Source organism: Streptomyces sp. NPDC033136, assembly GCF_055578235.1.
Genome location: NZ_JBVIPD010000012.1, coordinates 129,240 through 152,343, shown reverse-complemented (window position 1 = coordinate 152,343; position 23,104 = coordinate 129,240). Strand labels below are relative to the sequence as shown.

The window sequence follows — 23,104 nt, the reverse complement described above, 5'->3', positions numbered from 1 at the left end:
GCTACACAAACGCTGTTCTCCGGCCACAGAGCCGTGGATACAGTGCTGAGGTAGTCACGCAGTGAAGTCGACACGGCGCGCCGGAGTGACACCCGGCGTTCCGACGGGCATGGGGAAACGGGGAGCTGCGCGTGCCAACTGCCATTGCCGTGACCAGCGCCGACATGGCGCTGCCGCCACAGGACGAACGCACCCTGCCCGCCGTCGTGCTCCGGGACGTCGAACGGCGCCCCCTGGAGCAGGCGCTCGCCGACATGCAGGCCTTGGTCGAGCACCACGGGCATGTGATCGTGGTCTGCTCACAGGCCGCGCCCACCGCCCTGTGGCGGCGACTGCACACCCTGCGCTCCCTCATGGAGACCGACCGCATCGCCCTGTTCCGGCCGGATCTGCCGCCCCTCGGACTGGCGGTCCTGGCACGCCAGCTGAGACAGCTCGCGTCCTGCGACATCAGTCCCGGCGTGCTCGCCTCGGCCGGCCGGCTGCTCACCCACTACATCCACGCCGGAGCGCTGCTCAACTCCGTCGCCCGCCTCGACCACGTCCCCGTCGGCCTGAAGTCGCACGCCAAGTCCTGGGTGCCCGGCAGCCAGTTCGGCGTCCTCGCCCACCCCGAGCCCCAGCTGGTCCGGATCACCCCCGAAGCCGCCCTGCCCGGCCCCGAGTTCGGCACCTGGATGCTGGTCGCCAAGGGGCAGCTCCAGTCCGACTGGGTCACCGGCACCCTCGCCCCGTCCTGGAAGGTGCAGGGCCTGCGCGAGATCCCGCTCCCGTCCGAATCACCGGGCTGGTGGGGCACCGGCAAGCTGATCGAGTTCTGCAGCTACCTGCCCGACCTGTCCGTCCTCTACCAGCTGGTCACGTCCGTCCGCCGCAGCCGCTGCCACTGGTGCGGCATCGACGTCATCGGCGACCGCTGCGTGTTCTGCTCGGCCACACCACCCGTCCACGACAGCCCGCCCCCCAAGCAGCTCGAGAGCCGAACGGCCGTCGGATGAGCCCTGACCCCGCTCGTCAGCACTGCTCCGATCCCGCTCGACCGCTATCCCCAACGAGGTTGTACGGTTCATGAACTCCCGTCAGCGCCGCGGCGTGATTCTCCTGCTCCTGTCGGTCGTCTGCGCCCTGGGCGCCTTCGCCGGCGTGCTGTCCGTCATCAGTGACGTGAAGTCCAAGGTGGGCCCTGAGGTCACCGCCTACCGCGTCACAGCCGACGTGCCGCCCTACACCACCCTCAAGACGGGCCAGTTCGAGAAGATCAAGATGCCCGAACGGTGGCTGTCGGACAACGCGGTCACCGACCTGCGCGAGATCCAGGGCAGGATCGCCGTCACCACGCTGCGGGCGGGCTCCCTGCTCCAGTCCGACATGATCGTCCGCCGGCCGGCCCTCCAGCCCGGCCAGCAGGAGGTCGCCATCATGATCGACTCGGCGACCGGCGTCGCCGGCAAGATCACCCCGGGCTCCGCGGTCAACGTCTACGCCACCTTCGAGGGCGAGCGCGAGGGCGACCCCGACCAGTCGAAGATCATCGTGACGAACGCCAAGGTCCTCGACGTCGGCAAACTGACCGCGCTCAGGCCGGACGAGGGCAACCGCACCCAGCAGCCCACCGACGCCGTCCCGATCACCTTCGCGCTCTCCGCCCGGGACGCCCAGCGCATCACCTACGCCGAGTCGTTCGCCAAGCGCGTCCGCCTCGCCCTCGTCGCGCCCGGCAGCGACACCACCGTCCCCGAGCAGGACCGGACGTACGAACTCGCGAAGGACAAGTGAGAGGCTCGCATGCCCACGAGGATCCTCCCGGCAGTCGGTGACGCGGACGCGGTCCGGGCCGTCACGACGCTGCTCAGCCAGCTCCCGGACGCCGAGCCGGTCGCCCCGGTGGTCGACTCCACCCAGCTCGTCGACACCCTCGCCCGCCTGGCCGCCGAGTCCGTCGACGAACTGCCCGAGGTCGTGGTCGTGCACGAGCGCATCGGCCCGGTCCCCGCACTGGAGCTGATCCGCGAGGTCGCCCTGCGCTTCCCGGCCGTCGGCGTCATCCTCGTCACCTCCGACGCGAGCCCCGGCCTCTTCCAGGCCGCCATGGACTACGGCGCCCGCGGCCTGGTCGCCCTGCCCCTCAGCTACGAGGAACTCGCCAGCCGTGTCCAGGCGGTCGCCCAGTGGTCCGCCGGCGTACGACGGCACCTGGGCGCCGGCGGCGACGTCTTCACCGGCGCCGGCGGCACCGTCGTCACCGTCAGCGGCGCCAAGGGCGGGGCGGGAGCCACCCTGACCGCGATCCAGCTGGCCCTGGCCGCCCAGGCCTCCGGCCGCAGCACGGCCCTGGTCGACATGGACCTGCAGACCGGCGACATCGCCTCCTATCTGGACGTCCAGTTCCGCCGCTCCGTCGTCGACCTGGCCGCCATCAACGACATCTCCCCCCGCGTCCTGGCCGACGCCGTCTTCCGCCACGACACCGGCCTCGCCCTGCTGCTCGCCCCGGCCGAAGGGGAACGCGGCGAGGACGTCACCGACCGCGCCGCCCGCCAGATCGTCAGCGCCCTGCGCTCCCGCTACGAGGTCGTCGTCATCGACTGCGGCGCCCAGCTCGGCGGCGCGGGCGCGGCGGCCGTGGAGATGGCCGACCGGGCCCTGCTGATCACCACCCCGGACGTGGTCGCCGTACGGGGTGCCAAGCGGGCCGTGCGGATGTGGGACCGGCTGCAGATCCGCAAGGCCGAGGAGACGACCGTCGTCGTCAACCGGCACACGCGCGGTACGGAGATCCAGCCGCCCCTGATCCAGAAGATCACCGGCACGGCCGTCGCGGCCACCGCGATCCCCGCCAACTTCAAGGAACTGCAGAGCGTCGTGGACGCGGGCCGCGTGCACGAGCTGGAGAGCAAGAGCTCGGTGAAGCAGGCCCTGTGGGGCCTGGCGGGCGAACTGGGCCTGGTCAAAGCCCCCGGCGGCGCCCAGAAGGCGGGCAGGTTCCGGGGCGGCGACCGGGGGTCGGTGAACTTCCGGCGGCGGAGGGAGGGATGAGCGTGCGCTCGGCTTTCGCGCCCCCGGCCTTACGGGACCGGGGCCAGGTCACGATCGAGTTCCTCGGCATGACACCGACGATCATCGTGACGCTGATCGCGCTGTGGCAGGTCGTCCTCGTCGGCTACACCTTCACGCTCGCGGGCAACGCCGCGGACGAGGCGGTACGGGCGGCGACGGCGGCCGAGCCCGGGGCCCGGCAGGGCGCCTGCGAGGCGGCGGGCCTCAAGCACCTGTCGGACGCGTGGCAGGGGAACGCCCAGGTCACCTGCGGCGGCTCCGGCTTCGTGACGGCGGACGTGCGCCTGGAGGTCCCGATCCTCTTCCCGGGCACGCTGTCCTTCCCCTTCCCGGTCCACGGCCACGCCGGCGCGGTCGAGGAGGCGGACTGAGATGCCGAGGACGCGCCGAGACCGCGGCCAGGTCGCCATCGAGTACATCGGCTTCCTGCCGATCCTGCTGATCGTCGCCCTGGCAGCCGTGCAACTCGGCCTGATCGCCTACACGGCCCAGCAGGCGGGCACGGCGGCCCGGACGGGAGCGCGCAGCGCCTCACTGGACGGGCCGTACGAGGCGGACTGCCGCGCGGCGGTGAGCAGCTGGCTGGCCGACCAGACCAGCTGCCCCGCGTCCTTCGGCGCGGACGAGGTCACCGTCACGGCCACCGTGCGGATCCCGTCCCTCGTGCCGGGCTGGGAGTTCGACCCGGCCGTCAAGTCCGCCACGATGCCGCGCGACCACTGAACGGAGCACCGCACTCATGAGCCTGCGAGCACGCATCAACACCCCCGAGGAGAAAGGCAACCGGGGCGAGGACGGCCACATGGTCGCCTCCTACCGGGCCAAGCTCCTGGAGGAGATCGACCTCGCGGAGATGAGTTCGCTGGCCGCCGCCGAGCGCCGGGCCCGGCTGGAGCGGGTGCTCGGGCACATCATCAGCCGCGAGGGCCCCGTCCTGTCGACGGTGGAGCGCTCACAGCTGATCCGCAGGGTGGTCGACGAGGCGCTGGGCCTCGGCATCCTCGAACCACTCCTGGAGGACGCGTCCATCACCGAGATCATGGTGAACGGCCCGGACGCGATCTTCGTGGAGCGCGGCGGCCGGGTCGAGCAACTGCCCCTGCGCTTCGCCTCCAACGACCAGCTCATGCAGACGATCGAGCGGATCGTCTCCACCGTCAACCGCCGCGTGGACGAGTCGAACCCGATGGTCGACGCCCGCCTGCCCTCCGGCGAGCGCGTCAACGTCATCATCCCGCCCCTGTCCCTGACGGGCGCGACCCTCACCATCCGCCGCTTCCCGCGCTCCTTCACTCTCCAGGAACTGATCGGCCTCGGCTCGCTCGACGAGCCCATGCTGTACCTGCTGGCGGGCCTGGTGCAGGCGAAGTTCAACATCATCGTCTCCGGCGCGACCGGCACCGGGAAGACGACCCTGCTGAACGCGCTCTCCGGGCTCATCCCCGAGGGCGAACGCATCATCACGATCGAGGACTCCGCCGAACTCCAGCTCCAGCAGCCCCACGTGATCCGTCTGGAGTCCCGCCCGCCGAACGTCGAGGGCAAGGGCCAGGTCACCATCCGCGACCTCGTCCGCAACTCCCTGCGGATGCGCCCCGACCGGATCGTGGTCGGTGAGGTCCGCGGCGGCGAGTCCCTCGACATGCTCCAGGCGATGTCCACGGGCCACGACGGCTCACTGGCCACCGTCCACGCCAACAGCGCCGAGGACGCGCTGATGCGGCTGCAGACCCTCGCCTCCATGTCGGACGTGGAGATCCCCTTCGTGGCGCTGCACGACCAGATCAACAGCGCGGTCGACGTCATCGTGCAGCTGACCCGGTTCGCGGACGGCGCCCGCCGCATCACCGAGATCGCGCTGATGGACAGCCACGGCAGCGACCCGTACCGCCTGGTCACGGTCGCCCGGTTCACCGCACAGCCGATGACGGCGGACGGCCGCGTCTACGGGGCCTTCGCGTACTTCCCCCTCCCACGCCGCACCGCCGACCGCCTCTACATGGCGAGCCAGCCCATCCCGCAGGCCTTCGGCATCGCCCGGTCCGCGGACCAGCTAGCCACCCGAGAAGCCAGGTAGGACCGACCGATGGATCTGCAATCGCTCATCACGCTCACCACCGGCATCACCCTACTGACGTGCGTCCTCGCGGTCGTCGGCCTGCACTCCTACGCCATGGGCAAGGCACAGCGGCAGGCACTGGTCGACCGCCTGTCCGCCACCGGCCGGATACCGGTCGCCGGCCGGCGCCGCCACTTCCGGGGCATCGACCGCCGCCTGCGGCGCACCAAGCTCGGCAGGAAGCTGGAACTGCGCCTGGCGGCGACCGGCCTGGACATCACCCCGGGTGAGTTCTTCGTCTCCATGCTCGCCACGGTCGCGGGCCTGTGGCTGATCGGCCAGGCGGCCCTGGCCCCGTTCTTCGGCCCCCTGGCGGGCCTCCTGGGCATCGGGGCGGCGGTCCAGTTCCTGAACTGGCAACGCCAGAAACGCATCGAGAAGTTCATCAACCAGCTCCCCGAGATGGCCAGGATCCTCGCCAACGCGACCCAGGCGGGCCTCGCCCTGCGCACCGCCATCGGCATGGCCGCGGAGGAGATGGAGGCCCCCGCGGGCGAGGAACTGGGCAAGGTCTCGGCCCAGCTGGCCGTCGGCGCCTCGATGGACGAGGCGCTGGGCGAACTGGCGGACCGTCTCCCCTCCCGCGAACTGGTCGTCCTGGTCACGACGCTGGTCCTGTCCAACCGGGCGGGCGGCCAGGTGGTCAGCGCGCTGCGCAACCTGACGGAGACGCTGGAGGAACGCAAGGAAACCCGGCGCGAGGTCCGCACCCAGCTCTCCCAGGTCAGCATGACGTCGTACGCGGTCCCGGTCCTGGGCGTCGGCTCGCTCTTCCTCATGAACGGCGTGAAGGACGGCGCCCTGGAGCGCATGACCGGTTCCCCCTTCGGCCAGGCGGCGGTCGTCATCGCCTTCGCCCTCTACGCCGTCGGCTTCGTCCTCATCCGCCGCCTGTCCCGCATCGACGTCTGAGAAGCACGGAGGCAACCATGGGACTGCTTCTCGCCCTGCTGATGGGCATCGGCGTCTGGGGCGTCTTCGCCGGCATCCGCATGTACCGCGCCGAGGCCAAACTCCCCGGCGACCTCGCGCTGGCCCTGGAGGTCGGCTCCACCCGCACCGGCGCCGTCGACTCGCTCATCGACCGCATGGGCATGCGCTACGCCCCCGCCGTGCTGCGCCTGATGGGCCCCAAACAGGTGGCCAGGTACCGCCGCAAGATCGACCTGGCGGGCAACCCGGGCGGCCTGACGATCGACCGCTACGCGGCCCGCCGGGCGGTCTACGGGGCTCTCGGCGCCGTGGGCTTCCTGGTCTTCCTGATGCGGGGTCAACTCCTCGTGGCCCTGCTCCTGCTCGCCTTCGGCGCGTTCTGGACGGAGGTCGGCATCTGGTCGGCCATCCGCATCCGCAAGGACGTCATCGAACGGACCCTGCCGGACTTCCTCGACGTCCTGGCCGTCGTGGTGAGCGCGGGCCTCGGCTTCCGCCAGGCACTGGACCGGGTCGCGTCCCGCTACGAGGGCCCCTGGGCCGACGAACTCCGCATCACGCTCCGCCAGATGGACCTCGGCATGAGCCGCCGCGAGGCCTTCGCGGAACTGCGTCGCCGCAACGACTCGGAGCAGGTCGCCATGTTCGTGACGGCGCTGCAGCAGGGCGAGGAACTGGGCGCCCCGATCGTCGACACGCTGGTGGCCCTCGCCAAGGACATGCGCCGCACGGACGCCCAGAACGCCCGCCGCAAGGCCGCCCGGGCCGTCCCCAAGGCCACCATGATGATCACGACCTTCATGGTCCCGGCCACGATGCTCCTCCTCGGCGCCGGCCTGATCCTCGGCTCGGGCACCGACTTCGGCTCCGTCACGGGCAAGTAGGCGAGGGGGCGACAGCGTGTCGATGACAGGGGAACGCAGCGGACTGCTGGGCCGTCGCCGCCGCCGGGCCGGGCGGACACCGGAGATCACGACGCCCCCGGCGGGCACGGTGCTGCCGCCGCACGTCCGCACGGGCGCACCGGACGTACCGGTGACGTCGGTGACACCCGCGCTGCCGCCGGGGTGGGAGGCGGCGGGGGGTGAGCCGACGCTGCGGACCAAGGGGCGAGACGGCGGGGAGGCGGCGACGCCCCGGGCCCTTACGGCGGTCGGCCCCGCCCGGAGCCTGACGCCGGCGGACGCGGCGGCGGGCCCCGCCCGGAGCCGGACGCCGAGGGACGCGAACGCCGGACCAACCGCGAACGCCGAACCGTCCGGGTGCGTGCCCCGAGGCCCTGCGGAGCACGCGGACGGCGGGTCGGCCACCGATGGTGCTCAGCCCCCACAGGGGCCACCCGCACTCGACGCCGAGAGCCCCACCGGTGGTGCGGCCGGGAACCCGTTCCCGGCCGAAGGCCGGGACGCCACCACTCCCACCACTCCAACCTCTCCCGCCAGCCCCGCCATCGACATCCAGGTCAACGCCCTCCAGGCCCTGTGCCGGCAGGTCTTCGGCTTCCGCCTGGCCATGATCGCCCTCGCCACCCCCACCGCCCTCCTGAACGCAGCCGAAGGCCTCCCGACCCGCCTCGTCGGCGCGGCCGTGGTCGTCACCTTCATGACCTCCTACGTCCTCTTCAGGGACTGGGAGCGCTTCGGCCCCCTCCTCCTGCGCCACCCCACCCTCCTCGCCGCGGACACCCTCTTCGGCGCCCTGCTCCTCATCTCCGCGGGCCCCGGCAGCACCCTCGCCTACGTCAGCGTCTGCACCCCTCTCCTGGCCGGCCTCGTCTACGGCTGGCGAGGCGCCGCCGTCTTCGCCTCCCTCCAAGCGCTCCTCTTCCTCCTCATCCAGGCGGCCCAGGAGAACCCGGCCCCCGGCATCGCCGAGTCCGCCCTCCTGCCCGGCCTCTGCGTCATCGCCGGAGCCGTCGGCTCCAGCCTCCGCAACCTCATGCTCCGCTTCGGCGCCGCCACCCAGGCCCTGACCACCGTCCAGGCCCGCCTCGCCGTGACGGAGGCGGTCAGCGCCGAACGCGCCCGGCTGGCACGCGAGATGCACGACTCGGTCGCCAAGACCCTGCACGGAGTGGCCCTGGCCGCCGACGGCCTGACCGGCACGGCCGGCGCCGACCGGATGGACCCGGTCTTGATCCGGCAACAGGCCGCACTGGTCGCCCGTTCCGCCCGCCGGGCAGCCGCCGAATCCCGCGAACTCCTGGCCGACCTGCGCCGCGAATCCGACCCCGCCCAAGCCACCGATGTCCTGGTCGAACTGGCTGCCCGCACCAGGGACTTCAGCACCCGCACCGGCCTCACCGCCGTCTACCGCCCCACCGGCGACCACGCCGTACCCCCCGTCCCGCCCGCCGTGGCCCGCCAGCTCCTCACCATCGCCTCGGAGGCCATGGAGAACGCCCACCGCCACGCCCACCCCAGCCGCGTCGACGTCCGTGCGGGGGTCCACGGCGACCTGCTCCGCATCAGCGTCCACGACGACGGCCGCGGGCTCCCCCCGGGCACTACCCTCGAACAACTCCGCCGGGCAGGCCACTTCGGGCTCGTCGGCATGATCGAACGGGCCGCCTCGGTAGGCGCCCGCATCCGCATCGGCCGCGGCGGCCATCCGACGGGCACGGAGGTCCGCCTGGAACTTCCCTTGGCGGCCCTGACCACCCTGACCACCCCCACCGTCTGACCACCCCCACGGTCTGACCACCCCCACGGTCTGACCCCGCAACCCTTCTGACTTGACGACCCGTCTGACCCACGACCCGAGAGGAGGCCCCTGATGCCGGACCCCACCACCCCGCCCCCCGGCGCACCCCAGCCGCCGCCCCCACAGCACCCGTTCGCCGCAGCACCGGCCCAACGCCTCCGGGTCGTGGTCGCGGACGACAACCCCGTGGTCCGCGCCGGCCTCACCGCGCTGCTCTCCGGCCGCGCGGACATCGAGGTCGTGGCGGAGGCGGCCGACGGCCGCCAGGCCTGCGAGGCCGCCCACCAGCACCGCCCCGACGTCGTCCTCCTCGACGTCCGCATGCCCGGCGTGGACGGCATCTCGGCCCTGCCGTACCTGGTACGGATCGCGCCGGTCGTGATGCTGACGTACAGCAGGGAGTCGGAGATCGTGCAGGAGGCACTGCGACGGGGGGCGGGCGGCTACCTGGTCCACGGCGAGTTCACGGCCGACCAGCTGGTCGACGCCGTACGGGACATCGAGCAGGGCAGGGCCCACTTCACCCCCACGGCGGCGGGCGCGCTCCTGACCCAGCTCCGCCAGAACCCGACCCCGCCGACGCGGCCCCTCCCCGAGGGCCTGGGGCAATCATCGAGTGCGACTGCATACGGAATTTCCACCTCCGCGCAACCGCATATCGAACCTCAACAACCGCCTGCACCAGCACACTTCTCCTCGTATCCGCTCTCGCCCCCACCTACTTCTCCAAAAAACCTTTCGCAAGTGCAACCAGATGTGGGACAGTCGTCGTCTGGGTGGACGAGTGGCCGTCCGGCCGCTCCCGACAAGTCGCGGTTCCAGCTGAGCACGAGGGAGGCGGAGATCATGGACCTCATCGCGTCCGGCATGAACAACCAGCAGATCGCCGCCACGTGCTTCATCAGCGAGAAGACCGTCAAGAACCACATCAACCGCATCTTCGCCAAGCTCCACAGCACCAGCCGCTCCGAGGCCGCCGCGAAGTGGATCGGCACGGCACCGGACTCACACCGAGGGTTGGGGTGAACTCCGGTGACGGTATGGGGGGAGAACCGGCTGGGCCCGCGCGATTGGGCCCGGAATTGGGCCCTGGGACCCTCTGACGGACGGCCTGTCCTGACGTACGTTCCTAGTGCCGAAAGCGGCACGGCCGAACCCGGAGGGGAACACCATGAGCGACCTGATGCTGAAGACCGCCGTCGCGACCAAGGTCCGCGTGAACGGCTGGAAGAACACGACGGCCGAGGCGATGCGCCGCCGCGCCGGCGACAGGGGACAGACGGCGGTCGAGTACCTGGGCATCATCGCGGTGGTGGTGGCGATCGTGCTGGCGATCACGGGGACGAATATCGGTCAGACGATCCTCACCAAGATTCAGGCACAGATCGCCAAGGTCGCTCCTTGATCCGACCTCGCCGCTACGGCGACGCAGGGCAGGCCTTCCCCATCTACATCACAGTGGTGGGGGGCCTGCTCTTTCTCGCGTTCGCGTACTTCGCGGTCGGCCAAGCCGCGGCGAACAGGAACGGTGCTCAGACAGCCGCCGACGCGGCGGCTCTCGCGGCGGCCCAGGACCGGCGGGATCAACTCGCTGGAGCGTGGGTGACGGACGTGCTCGACCCCACCAAGTGGCGGGCCATCTTCGACGGCACCGCCGAGGGGCTCACCCCTTCGTGCTGGCGCGCGTACGAACTCGCCGCCCAGAACGACGCCCGAGTGAACAGGTGCGATCCACAGGGTCCCCTGCGTTTCACGGTCGAAGTCGAGACCAACAAGTCCGTCGGTGAGTCCATCGTCCCCGGCACGGAGGACCGCAGATCCGATGCGTCCGCCACGGCCGTGATCGAGGCCCGCTGCGACTTCGACCCCCTCGCCGAAGGCGCGGGTCCCGACGTGCTGCCGAAGCTCCTGTGCGAGGACGGGGAGGACTGGGAACTGAAGCCGGATGATCTCGATGTTCTGCCAGAGCCCGAAGACCTCTTCGATGTCCACCTGGCCGACCCGCAAGCGAACGACGAGTGATGAAGGAAGCAGAGAGATGAGCATTCGGTTCACTGCGAAGGCCCGCAGGGGGATGGTCGTGCTGACCCTTGCGGCCGGACTGGCCGTCGGTGTGACCGGCTGTGGCGGTGGTGGAGACAACGATGATAAGTCGAGCCCGTCGGCCTCCTCGCCCAAAGACAGTGGATCCAAGCCGAGTGCTCAGGAAGGGCAGGCGGAGACGCCACTCGCGGAACTCAAAGGTACGGACGGGCTGCTCCTCCAGATCACTTCCGCCCAGAGGGACGCCGGAGGGTTCGTCACGGTGAGCGGCGGCTTGAAGAACGACGGCGACGAGTCGGTAGCCATCCCCGCTCAGACGAGTGGCAACGAGACCGAGGTCATCAAGCACGGTCAGTCGCTCGGAGGTGCCACTCTCGTGGACTCCAAGGGGAAGAAGCGCTACTACGTCCTGCGTGACACCGACGGGCGTCCGCTGACCACAACGGGTCTGACGACCCTGGAGGCCGGGCAGACGCTCCCCGTATTCATGCAGTTCCCCTCCCCGCCGGCCGAAGCAACTGATCTCGCTCTGCAACTGCCCACATTCTCCAGCGGCACCATCAAGATCTCCGGGTGAGGCCGGCCATGACGACCTCCACGCGCCCCCGAACGGCGACGCCACGCCTCGCCCTGGCCCTCACCGCCGCCACCCTCATGGTCGCCACGAACATCTACGGCGCTGTCTCGGCCCACGCCGACGAAACCCCCGTTGCCCCCCCTGGCACCGAGGCCTCCGCCTCCGCCCCCGTCGAGGTCGACTCGAACGATCCCGATCTCAAGCTCCCCGAAGGCGCCACCCTCGCCGCCCCCAAAGTCCTCGACATCAAACAGGTCGTCGAAGACCAGAGCGGTGACGAACGCCGCGAAGACACCAACGCCGACGTCAAGTTCGCCCTTCAGGCCGAGGTGCTCTTCGGTAAGGACAGCGCGAAACTCGGCGCCGAGGCGAAGGCACGCATCTCCGCGATCGCCGAGGAGATCAAGACCCAGAACGCGACGAAGATCCGCGTCTTCGGCTTCACGGACAACCTCGGTTCCTCCGCCCACGGCGACGTCCTGTCCCGGAAGCGCGCCAACGCCGTACAGAACGTCCTGGCCCAGGAACTGACCGACTCCAACGTCACGTACGAGGTACGCGGCTACGGCGAGCAGTACCCCATCGCCGACAACTCCACGGAATCCGGCCGCAAGAAGAACCGCCGGGTCGAGGTCTCCTTCCCCCGCTCGGAGAGCGGGTGAGCGGCGCCTGAAACCCTCAGCGCGCCCGGTGGCCACTCACTTCCAGTGCCCGCCGGATCGTGGCGATCACCGTCGCGGGGGAGTGGAAGACCTCTTCCGCGGTGAACCGCAGAACGGTGCGCACCTCGGCGCACTGCTGGAGGTCGTTGAAGCGGGCGACATCGCGACGGTGGTCTTCGCGCCGCCCGTGGTAGGCGTAGCCCTCGACCTCGACGACGACACCTTCCGCCCGGAACAGAAAGTCACAGCGAAGCCTGCGCCCACCGGCCGTGACCAACTCGGCCTGCGGCTCCGGACGGAGACCGGCGTCGTACATCCGCAGCCGCGCGGCCGTCTCCGCCGGCGAGCCGGACGCGGGGTCGGCGAGGGCGAGCCAGGCACGGCCTCGGGCGCCACCACACGGCCGCCGGCCGAGGGCCGAGGCGAGGGCGCCGATCCGCGTGAGCGGTGCCCGCCGAACACGCCGACCACCGCGGACCGCCACTGTGCGATACGCGAGCGCGGACTCGACGGCGACCAGGGCCTCGTCCCGCGGGCCGGAGACCAGCAGGTCGGCGAGGGTTCGGTCGACGTCAGTGACCTGCAGACCGCCGAACCCGCGCATCTCGACGACCTCCTCCGCACCGAGCGCGCCGCGATGCACCCGCACCCCCGTACGCCGACGCCACTTGCCCGGATCGGTGAACTCGGCCTCGACCTTCAACAACTCGATCCCCCAGGCCCAGGCAGCCGCCCGGTGACTGGCCACGAGCTCCGGCGTGATCAGCTGAACCGCCCGAAGCCGCATGGCGAAGTCGGGCGGAGCACCGGGCTCGGCCCACACACCTCCACCCAGGCGAACCCACCCCTCAGCCTTCAGAACCCGGAAGACCGAGGCCCGAGACCATCCCGCGTCCACAGCCCAGGACGGCACCAGCAACCCGCCCTGGGCGATCTTCTGCAACCCCCGTGAATCCCGCACACACTCACGCTTCCACCCTGCACCGACACAGGGGGTCGAACCTGTGGATACCAACGGGATGTCAGCTTCCGGAGCGGGCATTCGGCGATTGTCGTTTCTGTCTCAGGGCCTGGCCAGGCCCGACGCCGTCACCTGGATCTCTACCGGCCCCGGCTGAGACAGGGTCACCAACAGTGCTGAGACAGGGTCACCAACAAGCGCCCGCAAGCTCACAGCGCGCGGGCCGGCGTGGTGCTCCCGGCCGCAAGCCGCCAGGCCGCCGACGGCCGACCGCCAGGTAGCCACGCCGGGCCCCCAGGGCTTCACCGGTGGCATCAAGATGAACACTGCCGACACTCGGGTCTCGAGCGGTTTCCAGGCGGTTTCCGGGCGAGACGTGACATTCCTTGACGATGGACCGCCTGACCAGGTAGGTCTTCTCCGAGCACCGAACATGTGAACAGGGCCCCGTGCCCCGTCCGAGAGGGCGGTGGCACGGGGCCCTGTCATGCGCGGACGAAGGAGCGAGGGGGCGGGATGGTTGGTTCTCTGGTGTTCGCGGTCTGCGGGGTGCTGTCCGGCGCGCTCACTGCTGCCTGGCTGAACTGGCGCGATCGACCGCTGGCGCGCGAGCCGGGAGCCGGGGAAGCGATCGGGATACGGGCCTGGCTGGGCGGGGACGGGACACACTGGCCGACCCGGCCGGTCAAGGGCGACCTGTGGATACCGAGTGGCGGAGACGGGCCGCTCTACTTCGTGGCCGGCGGTCGTACACCGCTGGTCTGGCGCGCGGCGGCCGGCTGCTGGACGCGGCTCCTCGCCCGCCGAGGGCTTTGGCCCAGGGGCCCTTCACGGGGCCGGAGAGTGTCGTGGCATACGAGCCCCCGGGTGACGGGGGTGGCCGCCCGCTGCGGCTGCGGGTGCCGGAGAACGCCCTGCCGGTCGTGGTCACGGCACTCACAGGGGCGCGATCGTGCCAGGACACGGCCGCCACGGGCGTCGTGCCGACAGCCCCGCTGCCCTCAGGGCCGGTGCCGACGGGGTCCGTGTGGGCGCACGAGGCGTTCCGGGTCTCTCCGCATCGCCGCGTGAGAGTGCCTCGAGCGGCAGCCCTGGCGCTGATGACGGCGCTCGCCCTCGGACTGTTCGGCCTGCACACTTTCGTCCTCGGCGAACAGGTCACCGCGGAGATCACCGGCAAACGCGACGGCGTCTGCTCTGTGCGCTGGCAGGACCCCTGGGGCGGTGGCCCCCAGGACGCCGGGGTCGACTGCTACGGCAATGAGCGCGCCGGTGACCCGATGCGGATCTCCGCCCGGCCCTGGCCGCTGCGTGGCGAGGCGGCCGACCTGCACGACTCGCCGTTCGTGCTGCTGCTCGCCCTGACCGTCACCGGTGCGGCGGGGCTGCTCGGGACTGTCGCCGCCTCGGCCGGCGATGCGGTACGTCGCCGGGCGCTGCTCCGGTATCTGCGTGACGTCGAGACGGGCAGGGGCCCCCAGAGCCGGGAGCCGTCCGTGGCACGGCGAGCGCTGGAGCTGGTGCCGTGGTGGGCGGGGGCGGCCGGGGCACTCGGACTGGCGGGTGCCGGCCTGCTGCTGTGCGCCTACGGACTCGGGACGACGGTACGGGCCACGGTCACCGGCACTGAGGAGTACACCTGCGAGGTGACCTGGACGGACCCCTGGGACGGCACCCGGCAGAGTGCCGGAGTGGACTGCGAGGACCAGGACACCGAGGCCGGACAGAGCGTGGAGATCACCGCGCTGCCCTGGCCGCTGCGCGGCGAGGCCTTCGACCGGGAGTTCACCCCCTGGGCGCTCGGAGTGGGTACCGCCGTATCTCTCACCACCGCCGGGGCGGGCGTCACGGTCCGCGCCCTGTCACGCCGACGCCGCGATGCCGGTACGGGCGCGGCGGCCATGGCTTTTCCCGTACGGCTCGGGAAGACGTCCGCAGAGTCGCTCGAGGCCAGCGCGCCGGCCCGCCCGGACGACGTACTGGACCGTGCCCATCTCACCGCGGTGGCCGAACTGCTGGGCTCGCGCGTGACGAAACCGCACCACTGCGCACCGTTCGAGCCGGACATCCGAGCCGTTGCCTGGTGGCGTTCCCCCCGGCTGCGGCACCTGGCTCTCTCCTCGGGGATCTCCTGGGGCGGCCTGCTCGCCTTGTGTCTGACGGTGGTGCTGTCGAACTGGTTGTGGGTGACGGCGGTACGCCTGTGGGACGCCGGGACGGCGACGGCACGGGCCACCGTGGAGTACCGCTATGACGACTTCCCGGTCAGTCCCTGGCTGGTGCCCGGCGACGCCGAGATCACCTTCCGTACGGCGGACGGCCGCAAGGTCACCACGGACATCGTGCACAGTCGCTCCGGCCTGCGCGAAGGCGACAAGGTCACCGTCGAGTACGCCGTGGACGCACCGTCCGCCGCCCGTGTTGCCGGCGACCCGGGGCAGACCCGCGGACTGCTGCTCAGCGGTGGGGCGGCCGCGCTCGCCCTGACCCGCTGCGCGTGGTGCGCCGTGACCACCACACGCCACACACGCCGGATGCTGGCGGCGGCACGCGGCGCCGAGACCAGGGTGGTCGAGTACGTGCTGCTCGCCGACCCCGAGGATCCGACCTCCTCCCCTCCTCAACTGGTCTGCTTCGACGTGGGCCGGGACCGGCCGTTCGGACTTCTGGATCTGGACGCCGGAGCGCGCCGCAGCCCCCTGGTGACCTGGCTCCCCCGGGAGGGCACCGCCGAACTGCGTTCTCTACCCGGAGCCCCGGAGGCCGTCGTCCCATGGATCGGCGGCCGCCCGGTATGGCCGTGGAGCCCGCTGTTCGACCTGTCGGATCCCGATGAGGCAGAGGACTTCCGGGAGTACGTGGACATGCTCGCGCCGCCCTGGATCGCGTTGCCGGCAGGAGAAGGAACCGGATGAGAGGGAACCAGAGACAGAGGTTGCGCCGGATGCGGAGGCACTGGAGGCGCAAGGAGGCGCACCGTGCGGCCGGGCTGAAGATGGGGTGGCCCGGTGGGGAGGCGCGCCACCAGGCCCGGCTGAAGAGGCGGTGGCGGGAACAAGAGGCGCGTCGCGCGGCACGTATCGCGGGCGAGTGGCGCCTCGCCGAGCTCCTCCCGGGGGCCCGGCCGGCTACGGAGCCGCTGGTGGCGGGGGCCGGTTGGTGCGGTCGGGGGGTGGCCACGGCCATCGCGGGCGGCTACCACCTGTGGGGGAGCGAACCGGACGCCTCCACGTCCGTCGGAGACTGGGTTTCCCTGGTGTGGGGCCTGCTGTTCGGGATCTTCCTCTGCTGTCAGCTGGCCCTGTGGCGGATCGCCGCGGATGCGAGCGGGGTGTGGATACGACGGTTCGGCCGGGTCAGCCGTTTGCCTTGGGACCGCATCCGCACGGCCGAACTGCTCCGTGACGGCACGCTGGAGTTCGCCGCCCCCGGTGACGGCGTGCCCGCGACGGTCCTGGGTGCCTTCGTGCCGCCGCTGCTGCGTCGTCGGCTGCGGATTCCCTCCACCGGCCGGGAGACGGCCGACCGGCTCGCGTTGATGGCCAGCCACCCCCAGCTGCGCCCCATGGGCGAGATCACGGGCAGGGAAGTGGGACTGCCACTGGGGGTGTGGGCCCTGGTGGCCCTGGGAGTGCTGGCCGCGGACTGGTTCCTGCTGGCCTGAGACGGTGAGCCGGGCTTTCGCGTGAGTGCGGAGAAGCAGCCGCGGCTCGGCAGCGCCAGCCGGCCCCGACGGCCGACCGGTGTCGAGGCCAGGCGAACGAGCCGCGATGCGCGGGACATCGGCGCCGATGCGGCGCCTACAGCAGGTGGTCGGCCTTGCCCGCCTTGATGTCCCGAATGAGCGTCCGGAGGGCATCGCGGCTGTCGGTCAGATGGTGCTCCTCCTGCCCGGCGACGGCGATGTAGGCGTTGCCTTCGGCGTCGGTGCCTATGCGGAAGCAGTTGTTGCCCTCGCCGCAGAAGGGCTCTTCCCAGGTGATGTCGGTGGTCATGGTGGCTCCCTCAGAGTTCGCGGGCGATGTTGCGGATGAGGTCGCGGGAGGCCGCCGAACGCAGCGCCGCGTCGTCCATCCAGTCCAGATGGGCACGGTACTTCGTGAGCTGGGCCTCTGCGCCGGTGAATTCCGGCCCGTGGGCGGAGTCCAGTTGCACGGTGTCCAGCTGAGGTGCGGCTCCGTCGGCATACAGCAGGGCGTGCCCGGCCCCTGGAAAGCCGCTCACGCTCGTTGGAACGACCCGCACATCGATGCTGTCGCGTTCGGACTGCGCGGCCAGGTGCTCCAGCTGTCGCCGAGTCGCCTCAGTGTCGCCGTAGGGCATGCGCAGCGCGGCCTCGTGGACGTAGGCGACGTACGGAAGCGGCACGGCCCGGTCGAACACCTGCTGCCGCTCCATACGATGGGCCACTCGCAGTTCGACTTCGAGTCGACTCAGCCGGGGGAGTACGGCGACGAAGACGGCGCGGGCGTACTCCTCGGTCTGCAACAGCCCCGGTACGTGCATGACCTGAGCCGTCCGCACGCGCGTGGCATGCCACTCCAACTCGGCGATGTCCAGCAGTCCGGCGGGCAGCGTGCCTCGGTACTGTTCCCACCACCCCCGCTCCTTGCCCTCGGCCATGGCGACCAGTGCTGAGACGTAAGCCTCGTTCGCGCAGGCATAGTTACAGGCGAGCGTCCGGATGCGTTCGGCCGAGAATGGCCGGATCCCCGACTCCATGTTGGACAGCCGTGTCCGGTCAATGCCGAGCAGACCGGCGGCGTACTCCGTCGTGACACCCGCCGCGAGCCGCATCCTGCGCAACTCCGCACCCAGTCGCTTCTGCCGCTCCGTCGGCGTGCTTCTCGTCCCCATACCGCCCCTTCTCACGTGTGAGTCTCAGTCTGCCGGTGAGCATGGCCTCCTACGCACCAACTTAAGGGGGTAATTATCTCTGAATTGTTGGACACAGTGACTCCATCGCTCCTACAGTCAGTGACGGATCGATCACACCGCTCCACCCGCCGGAAGCGCATCGCGCGAGCCTGCCCGCACTCTCCTGCCCTGGGAGGGCCGGGTTCGCGTCAGGGAGACAAGCCACCGCTCGGATTCGGAGCCGGAGTTCCTCACCATCCACCGGCACGCCAAGGGAGTTGTCACCATGCCCGCACCTTTCACGACCTGCCCGCCCCCGCCCGTCACGGACCTGCCGCCCACCCCGCCCACTCCCGAAACCCTCGCCTACAGCCTCACCCTCCCCGCGGCCCCGCAGAGCCCGTCCATCGCACGCGCCGCAACCAGAACGGTCCTGCGGGCCCACGCCCTCGACGACATGACGGACGCGGCGGTCCAGGTGGTGAGCGAACTGGCGGCCTGCGCCTGCCGTTTCACTCCCGCCGCCGAGGTCTACGTGTCGCTCCGCTACCGGGACGGCGACCTGCGCGTGATCCTCTACGACGGCCACCCCCGCCACCTCAACCCCCGCCTCGCCGCAACCTGCGAATCCCGCCGCCGAGCCGCTCTGCGGGTCCTGTCCTGCGTGGTGAAGTCCTGCCAGGGCGACTGGGGTTTCGGCGAGGCCCGCGAACCGGGCGGCGGCACCCGGATGTGGGCGGTGTTGCCAAGGGAGAGCGCGAGGTCGTACCTGCACGGCTGACTCTCCGCGCCGCCGCAGAGGGCAGGCAGGCCGAATTGGGCCTGAGGTTGGGCCCGTGGGCCCAAGTGGCCTGACGTTGACCCCAAGTTACGCTCTGGACCTGGATTGACGAGGGGGATCGAGGTCATCCGGAGTAGCTGGACGCGGCAGCGGTTCCGCGTTCACGGGCCCACGGAACCGTGGAGCTGGGCCTGTATGACGTATGCGAGTGGGCTCCAGCGCGGACACCGCCACGACTCCACACACAAGCCTCCGCAGCCGCAGCCGCAGCCGCAGCCGCAGCCGCAGTCGCCTCCGCACCATCTCGTGAAGGCGCACCTTACGACCCTCCTTCCCCTGACTCGTCTCCCTGCTCGGCGAGTTGAGGGGTGGCATGTCTGCGTTCGGGGGCGTTCCGGTGTCGGGGGACGGTGGATGGTCGTCGACCGGGAGTGGACGGCGCCGGGAGCTGCCCAGGCCGCTGTCGGCCGCGTTGGTGCTCGTCCACACGCTGTTCGCGTTCACGGTGCTGGGCGGGATCGGGCTGCTGTCGACGGCGGCGTCGTCGGACGCCGTGGACGGCCGGCTGCTGGGTCAGGTGGCGTTCGCGGCGGCGCCCGGCACGATCGGGTGGGTGCTCGCGCGCCGGTCGTGGACGGGCGGGGTGTGGATGTGGCGGGGCCTTCTCGCCGTGCAGGCATGGCTGGTCATCGCCGCTCTGGGAAACGTCGGAGATGGCTCGGGGCGGGGCTTCACGCAACTCCTCTTGCCCATCCTGATCGTCGTGTTCCTGACGCGTCGGGAGAGTCGGGAGTGGTTCGGGCTGCCGGACCCGGAGCGAGTGGATCGTCGCCCGTTCTCGGTGGGCCGGATGATCCGCTGGCGCCGGGACGAGGGCCAGACGGCGGTGGAGTACGCGGGGCTGGTGGCCGTGGTCGCGGCGATCATTGCCGCGCTGGTGGTCAGCGGTCTCGGGACGCAGATCTTCACCGGCATTCAGTCGGCGGTGTGCAAGGTCACCGGTACGGCGTGCCCGGCGGCGACGGGAAACGGCGGCGAGGAGGTCCAAGCCGGGGACGGCGCGGACGGGACTGCCGGTGAAGGGCCCGACGGTTCCGAGGCAGTCGGCCAGGGCCAGGGCGACCAGGGCAACGGCGACCAGGGCGGCGGGGACGGCGGGGCCGCTGACGACGGAGCCGGGAGCGGTGGCAAGGGCAACGGCGGCTCCGGGAGCAGGGAGGTCGGCGGAACCGGGCCCGGCGGAGCCGACTCCGGAGGCCAGGACAACGGCGGATCCGGCTCGGATGACCAGGCCGGCGGCAAAGGTGGAGGAAACGACTCCGCCTCGCAGGGCGGCGGCGCCGATCCCGACGCCGATCCCGGCGCCGATCCCGGCGCCGATCCCGACGGCGATCCCGACGGCGATCCCGACGCCGAATCCGACGCCGATCCCGACGCCGAATCCGACGGCGATCCCGACGCCGATCCCGACGGCGTCCCCGGCGAGGACACCGGCGCTTCGTACACCGAGGAGGCAGACGACGAGAAGAACGACGCAGCGGAGGACGAACCGGGATGGGAGGAGGACGAGCAGGCCGCCGAGGACAGCGCCGACGAAGGTGCTGCCGAGGACGGTGACGAGGGCTGCACCTCCGGCGTAGGGGCCTTCTTCGGCTGTGTCGGGGACCAGCTCAAGCAGGTGGGGCAGGGCCTGTTCGTCGACGGCATCTGGGGTGACGTCACGGGCATCTGGGACACGGTCAGCAACCCGGGCGAGACGTGGGAGGGCCTGAAGGGATACGGCGGCTCGCTGGGCGACCAGTGGTCCGAGGACGCCAGGGACGCGGGCGAGAAGTGGGAGAACGGCGACTACTTCGACGCGCTCACCGACTGGGGCGGCGCGTCGTGGAACACGGGCGTCAAGGTCCTGGACGACGTGTTCGTGGGCGACGAGGTCCGCGACCAGTGGAACAACGGCGAGAAGACCCGCGCGGTCACGAACGTCGCCTGGAACATCGGCTCGCTCTTCATCCCCGGCTACGGCGAAGCCAAGATCGTTCAGAAGCTCGGCAAGCTGGGCAAGCTCGGCAAACTCACCGAGAACGCGGCGAATGCGGCGGAGGACGCCAAGAAGGCGGCCAGAGCCGGTGACGCCGACGCCGCCGAGAAGGCGGCGAAGGAGGCCGACGAGGCGGCGGACGCGGCCGAGGAGAGGGCGAGGAAGTCCGGCTGCGCCATCGCCTCCGCCCCCGGCCGCCGTACCCCGTACGGCGACACCCCGGGCCTGACCGGGTCGGCCGGCAGCGGCACCACCGTCCTCGCCGTCGGCGGGTCCCGCTCCCCGTACGTCGTGCTGGCCGAGGACGGCTGCGACGAAGAGGCGAAGAAGCAGGCCGAGGAGGCCCGCGAGCAGGCGGAGGAGGCCGAGAAGGCCGAGAAGGAAGCGAAGAAGGAGGCAAGCCGCAAGAAGGTCGCCCAGTGGAAGAAGCCGTCCTGGTACAACGAGCTGAAGAACCCGCGGAAGGGCTCCAAGGATGGTGGCGACGGTCAGTGGAAGGCCAAGAAGTCGGTGGCGTACTGGCCGAAGACAGAGGTGTGGATGCGCTACCAGGAGCAGATCTCCAAGGTGAAGCGCGGTAAGGAATACGCTGTCAAGGACCCGAAGACCGGCAGGGACGTCGACTTCGACGGTTGGGACGCGGCACGGCAGACTTACGTCGAGGCGAAGTTCGGCTACGGCGACAAGGTGCGGGCGGACGGCACGCTCGAACCCGCTCAGGCGGACAAGTTCGTCGAGCAGGCGCGGCGGCAGCTGAGCGCGGCGAACGGGAAGCCGGTCGAGTGGAACTTCTCCAACAAGGCGGTGGCCGAGGCAGCGGAGGAAGCCTTCGACGAAGCCGGTATCGGGGTGGTCGTCAAGTACACCCCGTGGGAGAAGTGAAAGACAGGAGTGCGGATCATGAGCGCGGTGACGGTGGCTGTGCACTGGTGGACGAGGCCTGAGACGCCGCAGGAGCAGGCGGAACGCTGGTTGGAACTCCTCACCCGGCTGACGGAGCTGTCTGACGGCGAGCTGGCGGAGTGGCGCTGGGACGTGGACGGCGACGCCCCCGGCCCCCTGGTGCCCCGGAGCACGGGTGAGTTCGCGGCGGCGCTCCAGGCGGCGAACACGCACGACGACGCCGACATCATCGGCTGGACAGCCCACGTGGTCGGCCACCGGCAGGACGGTGGCCACGTCCAGGTGTGGATCTCGGCGGGCGGCACGCACGAGTACAGCCCGTTCTTCGTGATCGTGAAGCTCTTCCCCGGCCCCCGGGCGTCGGCCACTCCGCTCGCGGACCGTCTCGCCGAGACCCTCGCCGCTCTGGCGGGAGCCTGGGACCCGGACACCGGACTTGCCTACGATCGCGAACTGTTCAAGACCGTCAAGACGACCTACGGTCTGGCGGCCCCCGCCCCCCGCTGCGGCTGGTCGGTCTACCTCTCCGGGAACCGCGCCGCGCGCGTCCCCGGCGACTTCCTGGCCCGGCGGCTGCCCACCGAGCACGGCGGCCTCGTCCTGGACCTCGCGGCGAACCCCGGCGAGACCCCGGCCACCGCAACGGTCCTCGCCGCCCACCAGGCCCTCGCCGAGAGCGGTGCCCTGGAACCCATGCCCGTACCCGCGACGGACGCGAAACTGTGACGGTGCGGGAGCCGACCATGAACCGCCGCCCCGCCCTCCTCGCAGCACTCACGCTGACGGCCGTTGCGGCCCTGGCGCTGTCCGCGTGCGGGAGCGGTGACAGCTCCGAGAACAAGGGAAACGACACGTCCCCGGGAGTCGGCACGGGAAGCAAGACCTCGGCGTCCCCCACCGCATCCGACCCGGCCGCCGCTGAACGTCCGAAGATCGACCTGCCGTCCGACCTCTCCTACACCTTCGACTGGCCCAGGACGGGGGACGGAGACAAGGACGCGATCCTGAGCGACAGTGAGCAGTCGATCAAGGCAGTGGACTTGGCGATCGTCAACCAGGACGCACTCGACGAGGCGTACCTCCAGCACTACGAGGGCGAGGCCGCTGCCACCACGCGGAAGTTCATCCAGAACTACGTTGACCACAAGGCCGCCATCACTGGCGCCTACCGCTTCTATGCACCCGAAGTGGCGGTCGACAAGGACGGTACGGCGTCCTTCAGCTACTGCGAGGACCAGGGCAAGGCCTATGTGAAGTACCTCAAGACCAACACGGTCAAGAAGACCCAGGTCACCGAGAAGAGCTACGTCATCTACCGCACGTCACTCAGGAAGAACGACAAGGGCATCTGGGTGGTGCGGAAGGTGACGTCGCAGAGTGGGAGCCCCAAGTGCCAGCCGTAGCAGCAGCGCTCGCAGGCCACGCCTTCGGGAGGGACGAGGAAGACGCGCGGCTCCTCGCAGGAGCCCG

At 70.7% G+C, this 23,104-nt stretch carries 23 protein-coding genes; 20 read left to right on the top strand and 3 right to left on the bottom strand.

From position 1 onward, the window contains the following. The first annotated feature begins 164 nt into the window (after positions 1 to 164). From ACZ5TL_RS23035 to ACZ5TL_RS22970, 14 genes are all read left to right on the top strand, one after another. On the top strand, positions 165 to 998 hold the full coding sequence (locus ACZ5TL_RS23035) for a hypothetical protein (RefSeq protein ID WP_468592092.1): 834 nt from the start codon (positions 165 to 167) through the stop codon (positions 996 to 998). A gap of 70 nt (positions 999 to 1,068) precedes the next feature. Then, positions 1,069 to 1,776 (top strand): Flp pilus assembly protein CpaB, encoded by a 708-nt coding sequence (cpaB, locus tag ACZ5TL_RS23030; RefSeq protein ID WP_468592019.1) that lies wholly within the window; start codon positions 1,069 to 1,071, stop codon positions 1,774 to 1,776. Positions 1,777 to 1,785: 9 nt separating this feature from the next. Further along, positions 1,786 to 3,036 (top strand): AAA family ATPase, encoded by a 1,251-nt coding sequence (locus ACZ5TL_RS23025; RefSeq protein ID WP_468592018.1) that lies wholly within the window; start codon positions 1,786 to 1,788, stop codon positions 3,034 to 3,036. Then, positions 3,033 to 3,428: a pilus assembly protein gene (locus tag ACZ5TL_RS23020; protein WP_468592017.1), complete on the top strand. Its 396-nt coding sequence runs from the start codon at positions 3,033 to 3,035 to the stop codon at positions 3,426 to 3,428. The genes ACZ5TL_RS23025 and ACZ5TL_RS23020 overlap by 4 nt, the downstream gene beginning before the upstream one ends. A 1-nt stretch (position 3,429) precedes the next feature. Then, the gene (locus ACZ5TL_RS23015) at positions 3,430 to 3,780 is read left to right on the top strand and encodes a TadE/TadG family type IV pilus assembly protein (RefSeq protein WP_468592016.1); all 351 of its coding nucleotides are present in this window, start codon (positions 3,430 to 3,432) and stop codon (positions 3,778 to 3,780) included. Positions 3,781 to 3,796: 16 nt separating this feature from the next. Then, positions 3,797 to 5,134, top strand: a complete 1,338-nt coding sequence (locus tag ACZ5TL_RS23010; RefSeq protein ID WP_468592015.1) for a CpaF family protein — start codon at positions 3,797 to 3,799, stop codon at positions 5,132 to 5,134. Positions 5,135 to 5,143: 9 nt separating this feature from the next. Continuing rightward, positions 5,144 to 6,088 carry a type II secretion system F family protein gene (locus ACZ5TL_RS23005; RefSeq protein ID WP_468592014.1) on the top strand — a complete coding sequence of 315 codons (945 nt, stop codon included), beginning with the start codon at positions 5,144 to 5,146 and terminating at the stop codon, positions 6,086 to 6,088. A gap of 17 nt (positions 6,089 to 6,105) precedes the next feature. Then, on the top strand, positions 6,106 to 6,993 hold the full coding sequence (locus tag ACZ5TL_RS23000) for a DUF5936 domain-containing protein (protein WP_468592012.1): 888 nt from the start codon (positions 6,106 to 6,108) through the stop codon (positions 6,991 to 6,993). A gap of 22 nt (positions 6,994 to 7,015) precedes the next feature. Beyond that, entirely contained in the window at positions 7,016 to 8,791 is a 1,776-nt protein-coding gene (locus ACZ5TL_RS22995) for a sensor histidine kinase (protein WP_468592091.1), read from the top strand. A gap of 93 nt (positions 8,792 to 8,884) precedes the next feature. After that, positions 8,885 to 9,838: a response regulator gene (locus ACZ5TL_RS22990; RefSeq protein ID WP_468592011.1), complete on the top strand. Its 954-nt coding sequence runs from the start codon at positions 8,885 to 8,887 to the stop codon at positions 9,836 to 9,838. Between the two features lie 145 nt (positions 9,839 to 9,983). Beyond that, entirely contained in the window at positions 9,984 to 10,217 is a 234-nt protein-coding gene (locus ACZ5TL_RS22985) for a hypothetical protein (RefSeq protein ID WP_031106911.1), read from the top strand. Continuing rightward, complete coding sequence (locus tag ACZ5TL_RS22980; protein ID WP_468592089.1) at positions 10,217 to 10,834, top strand: pilus assembly protein TadG-related protein; 618 nt, start codon at positions 10,217 to 10,219, stop codon at positions 10,832 to 10,834. The genes ACZ5TL_RS22985 and ACZ5TL_RS22980 overlap by 1 nt, the downstream gene beginning before the upstream one ends. A gap of 16 nt (positions 10,835 to 10,850) precedes the next feature. After that, a complete protein-coding gene (locus tag ACZ5TL_RS22975; RefSeq protein ID WP_468592009.1) occupies positions 10,851 to 11,432 on the top strand; it encodes a hypothetical protein in 582 nt (193 codons plus the stop codon). Positions 11,433 to 11,440: 8 nt separating this feature from the next. Then, on the top strand, positions 11,441 to 12,094 hold the full coding sequence (locus tag ACZ5TL_RS22970) for an OmpA family protein (protein ID WP_468592007.1): 654 nt from the start codon (positions 11,441 to 11,443) through the stop codon (positions 12,092 to 12,094). A gap of 16 nt (positions 12,095 to 12,110) precedes the next feature. On the opposite strand, the gene ACZ5TL_RS22965 is transcribed toward ACZ5TL_RS22970, so the two are convergent. Further along, a complete protein-coding gene (locus tag ACZ5TL_RS22965; RefSeq protein WP_468592005.1) occupies positions 12,111 to 12,842 on the bottom strand; it encodes an endonuclease domain-containing protein in 732 nt (243 codons plus the stop codon). Between the two features lie 1,280 nt (positions 12,843 to 14,122). Between ACZ5TL_RS22965 and ACZ5TL_RS22960 the strand changes: the two genes are divergently transcribed. Together ACZ5TL_RS22960 and ACZ5TL_RS22955 are read left to right on the top strand one after the other, a co-directional pair. Continuing rightward, positions 14,123 to 15,970 (top strand): hypothetical protein, encoded by a 1,848-nt coding sequence (locus tag ACZ5TL_RS22960; protein ID WP_468592003.1) that lies wholly within the window; start codon positions 14,123 to 14,125, stop codon positions 15,968 to 15,970. Positions 15,971 to 16,227: 257 nt separating this feature from the next. Next, the gene (locus ACZ5TL_RS22955) at positions 16,228 to 16,719 is read left to right on the top strand and encodes a hypothetical protein (protein WP_468592002.1); all 492 of its coding nucleotides are present in this window, start codon (positions 16,228 to 16,230) and stop codon (positions 16,717 to 16,719) included. A 136-nt stretch (positions 16,720 to 16,855) separates the two neighbouring features. On the opposite strand, the gene ACZ5TL_RS22950 is transcribed toward ACZ5TL_RS22955, so the two are convergent. Together ACZ5TL_RS22950 and ACZ5TL_RS22945 are read right to left on the bottom strand one after the other, a co-directional pair. Further along, positions 16,856 to 17,050 (bottom strand): hypothetical protein, encoded by a 195-nt coding sequence (locus tag ACZ5TL_RS22950; protein WP_468592001.1) that lies wholly within the window; start codon positions 17,048 to 17,050, stop codon positions 16,856 to 16,858. A 10-nt stretch (positions 17,051 to 17,060) separates the two neighbouring features. Next, positions 17,061 to 17,912, bottom strand: a complete 852-nt coding sequence (locus tag ACZ5TL_RS22945) for a helix-turn-helix domain-containing protein (RefSeq protein ID WP_468592000.1) — start codon at positions 17,910 to 17,912, stop codon at positions 17,061 to 17,063. A gap of 286 nt (positions 17,913 to 18,198) precedes the next feature. Here ACZ5TL_RS22945 and ACZ5TL_RS22940 point away from each other — a divergent pair, with 286 nt between their 5' ends. The 4 genes from ACZ5TL_RS22940 to ACZ5TL_RS22925 all read left to right on the top strand — a co-directional run bounded on the left by ACZ5TL_RS22940 (position 18,199) and on the right by ACZ5TL_RS22925 (position 23,037). After that, the gene (locus ACZ5TL_RS22940; protein WP_468591999.1) at positions 18,199 to 18,693 is read left to right on the top strand and encodes an ATP-binding protein; all 495 of its coding nucleotides are present in this window, start codon (positions 18,199 to 18,201) and stop codon (positions 18,691 to 18,693) included. Between the two features lie 373 nt (positions 18,694 to 19,066). Further along, positions 19,067 to 21,613, top strand: coding sequence for a Tox-REase-5 domain-containing protein (locus ACZ5TL_RS22935; RefSeq protein WP_468591998.1), 2,547 nt, complete (start codon positions 19,067 to 19,069; stop codon positions 21,611 to 21,613). Between the two features lie 18 nt (positions 21,614 to 21,631). After that, entirely contained in the window at positions 21,632 to 22,360 is a 729-nt protein-coding gene (locus tag ACZ5TL_RS22930; protein ID WP_468591997.1) for a hypothetical protein, read from the top strand. Between the two features lie 17 nt (positions 22,361 to 22,377). Further along, the gene (locus tag ACZ5TL_RS22925) at positions 22,378 to 23,037 is read left to right on the top strand and encodes a hypothetical protein (RefSeq protein WP_468591996.1); all 660 of its coding nucleotides are present in this window, start codon (positions 22,378 to 22,380) and stop codon (positions 23,035 to 23,037) included. Positions 23,038 to 23,104: the final 67 nt, after the last annotated feature.

What these genes read in the sequence shown, in the direction of transcription:
- ACZ5TL_RS23035 (WP_468592092.1), top strand. Translation starts at nt 165, where the DNA reads ATGGCGCTGCCGCCACAGGACGAACGCACCCTGCCCGCCGTCGTGCTC.
- cpaB (WP_468592019.1), top strand. Translation starts at nt 1,069, where the DNA reads ATGAACTCCCGTCAGCGCCGCGGCGTGATTCTCCTGCTCCTGTCGGTC.
- ACZ5TL_RS23025 (WP_468592018.1), top strand. Translation starts at nt 1,786, where the DNA reads ATGCCCACGAGGATCCTCCCGGCAGTCGGTGACGCGGACGCGGTCCGG.
- ACZ5TL_RS23020 (WP_468592017.1), top strand. Translation starts at nt 3,033, where the DNA reads ATGAGCGTGCGCTCGGCTTTCGCGCCCCCGGCCTTACGGGACCGGGGC.
- ACZ5TL_RS23015 (WP_468592016.1), top strand. Translation starts at nt 3,430, where the DNA reads ATGCCGAGGACGCGCCGAGACCGCGGCCAGGTCGCCATCGAGTACATC.
- ACZ5TL_RS23010 (WP_468592015.1), top strand. Translation starts at nt 3,797, where the DNA reads ATGAGCCTGCGAGCACGCATCAACACCCCCGAGGAGAAAGGCAACCGG.
- ACZ5TL_RS23005 (WP_468592014.1), top strand. Translation starts at nt 5,144, where the DNA reads ATGGATCTGCAATCGCTCATCACGCTCACCACCGGCATCACCCTACTG.
- ACZ5TL_RS23000 (WP_468592012.1), top strand. Translation starts at nt 6,106, where the DNA reads ATGGGACTGCTTCTCGCCCTGCTGATGGGCATCGGCGTCTGGGGCGTC.
- ACZ5TL_RS22995 (WP_468592091.1), top strand. Translation starts at nt 7,016, where the DNA reads ATGACAGGGGAACGCAGCGGACTGCTGGGCCGTCGCCGCCGCCGGGCC.
- ACZ5TL_RS22990 (WP_468592011.1), top strand. Translation starts at nt 8,885, where the DNA reads ATGCCGGACCCCACCACCCCGCCCCCCGGCGCACCCCAGCCGCCGCCC.
- ACZ5TL_RS22985 (WP_031106911.1), top strand. Translation starts at nt 9,984, where the DNA reads ATGAGCGACCTGATGCTGAAGACCGCCGTCGCGACCAAGGTCCGCGTG.
- ACZ5TL_RS22975 (WP_468592009.1), top strand. Translation starts at nt 10,851, where the DNA reads ATGAGCATTCGGTTCACTGCGAAGGCCCGCAGGGGGATGGTCGTGCTG.
- ACZ5TL_RS22970 (WP_468592007.1), top strand. Translation starts at nt 11,441, where the DNA reads ATGACGACCTCCACGCGCCCCCGAACGGCGACGCCACGCCTCGCCCTG.
- ACZ5TL_RS22950 (WP_468592001.1), bottom strand. Translation starts at nt 17,050, where the DNA reads ATGACCACCGACATCACCTGGGAAGAGCCCTTCTGCGGCGAGGGCAAC.
- ACZ5TL_RS22945 (WP_468592000.1), bottom strand. Translation starts at nt 17,912, where the DNA reads ATGGGGACGAGAAGCACGCCGACGGAGCGGCAGAAGCGACTGGGTGCG.
- ACZ5TL_RS22940 (WP_468591999.1), top strand. Translation starts at nt 18,199, where the DNA reads ATGCCCGCACCTTTCACGACCTGCCCGCCCCCGCCCGTCACGGACCTG.
- ACZ5TL_RS22935 (WP_468591998.1), top strand. Translation starts at nt 19,067, where the DNA reads ATGTCTGCGTTCGGGGGCGTTCCGGTGTCGGGGGACGGTGGATGGTCG.
- ACZ5TL_RS22930 (WP_468591997.1), top strand. Translation starts at nt 21,632, where the DNA reads ATGAGCGCGGTGACGGTGGCTGTGCACTGGTGGACGAGGCCTGAGACG.
- ACZ5TL_RS22925 (WP_468591996.1), top strand. Translation starts at nt 22,378, where the DNA reads ATGAACCGCCGCCCCGCCCTCCTCGCAGCACTCACGCTGACGGCCGTT.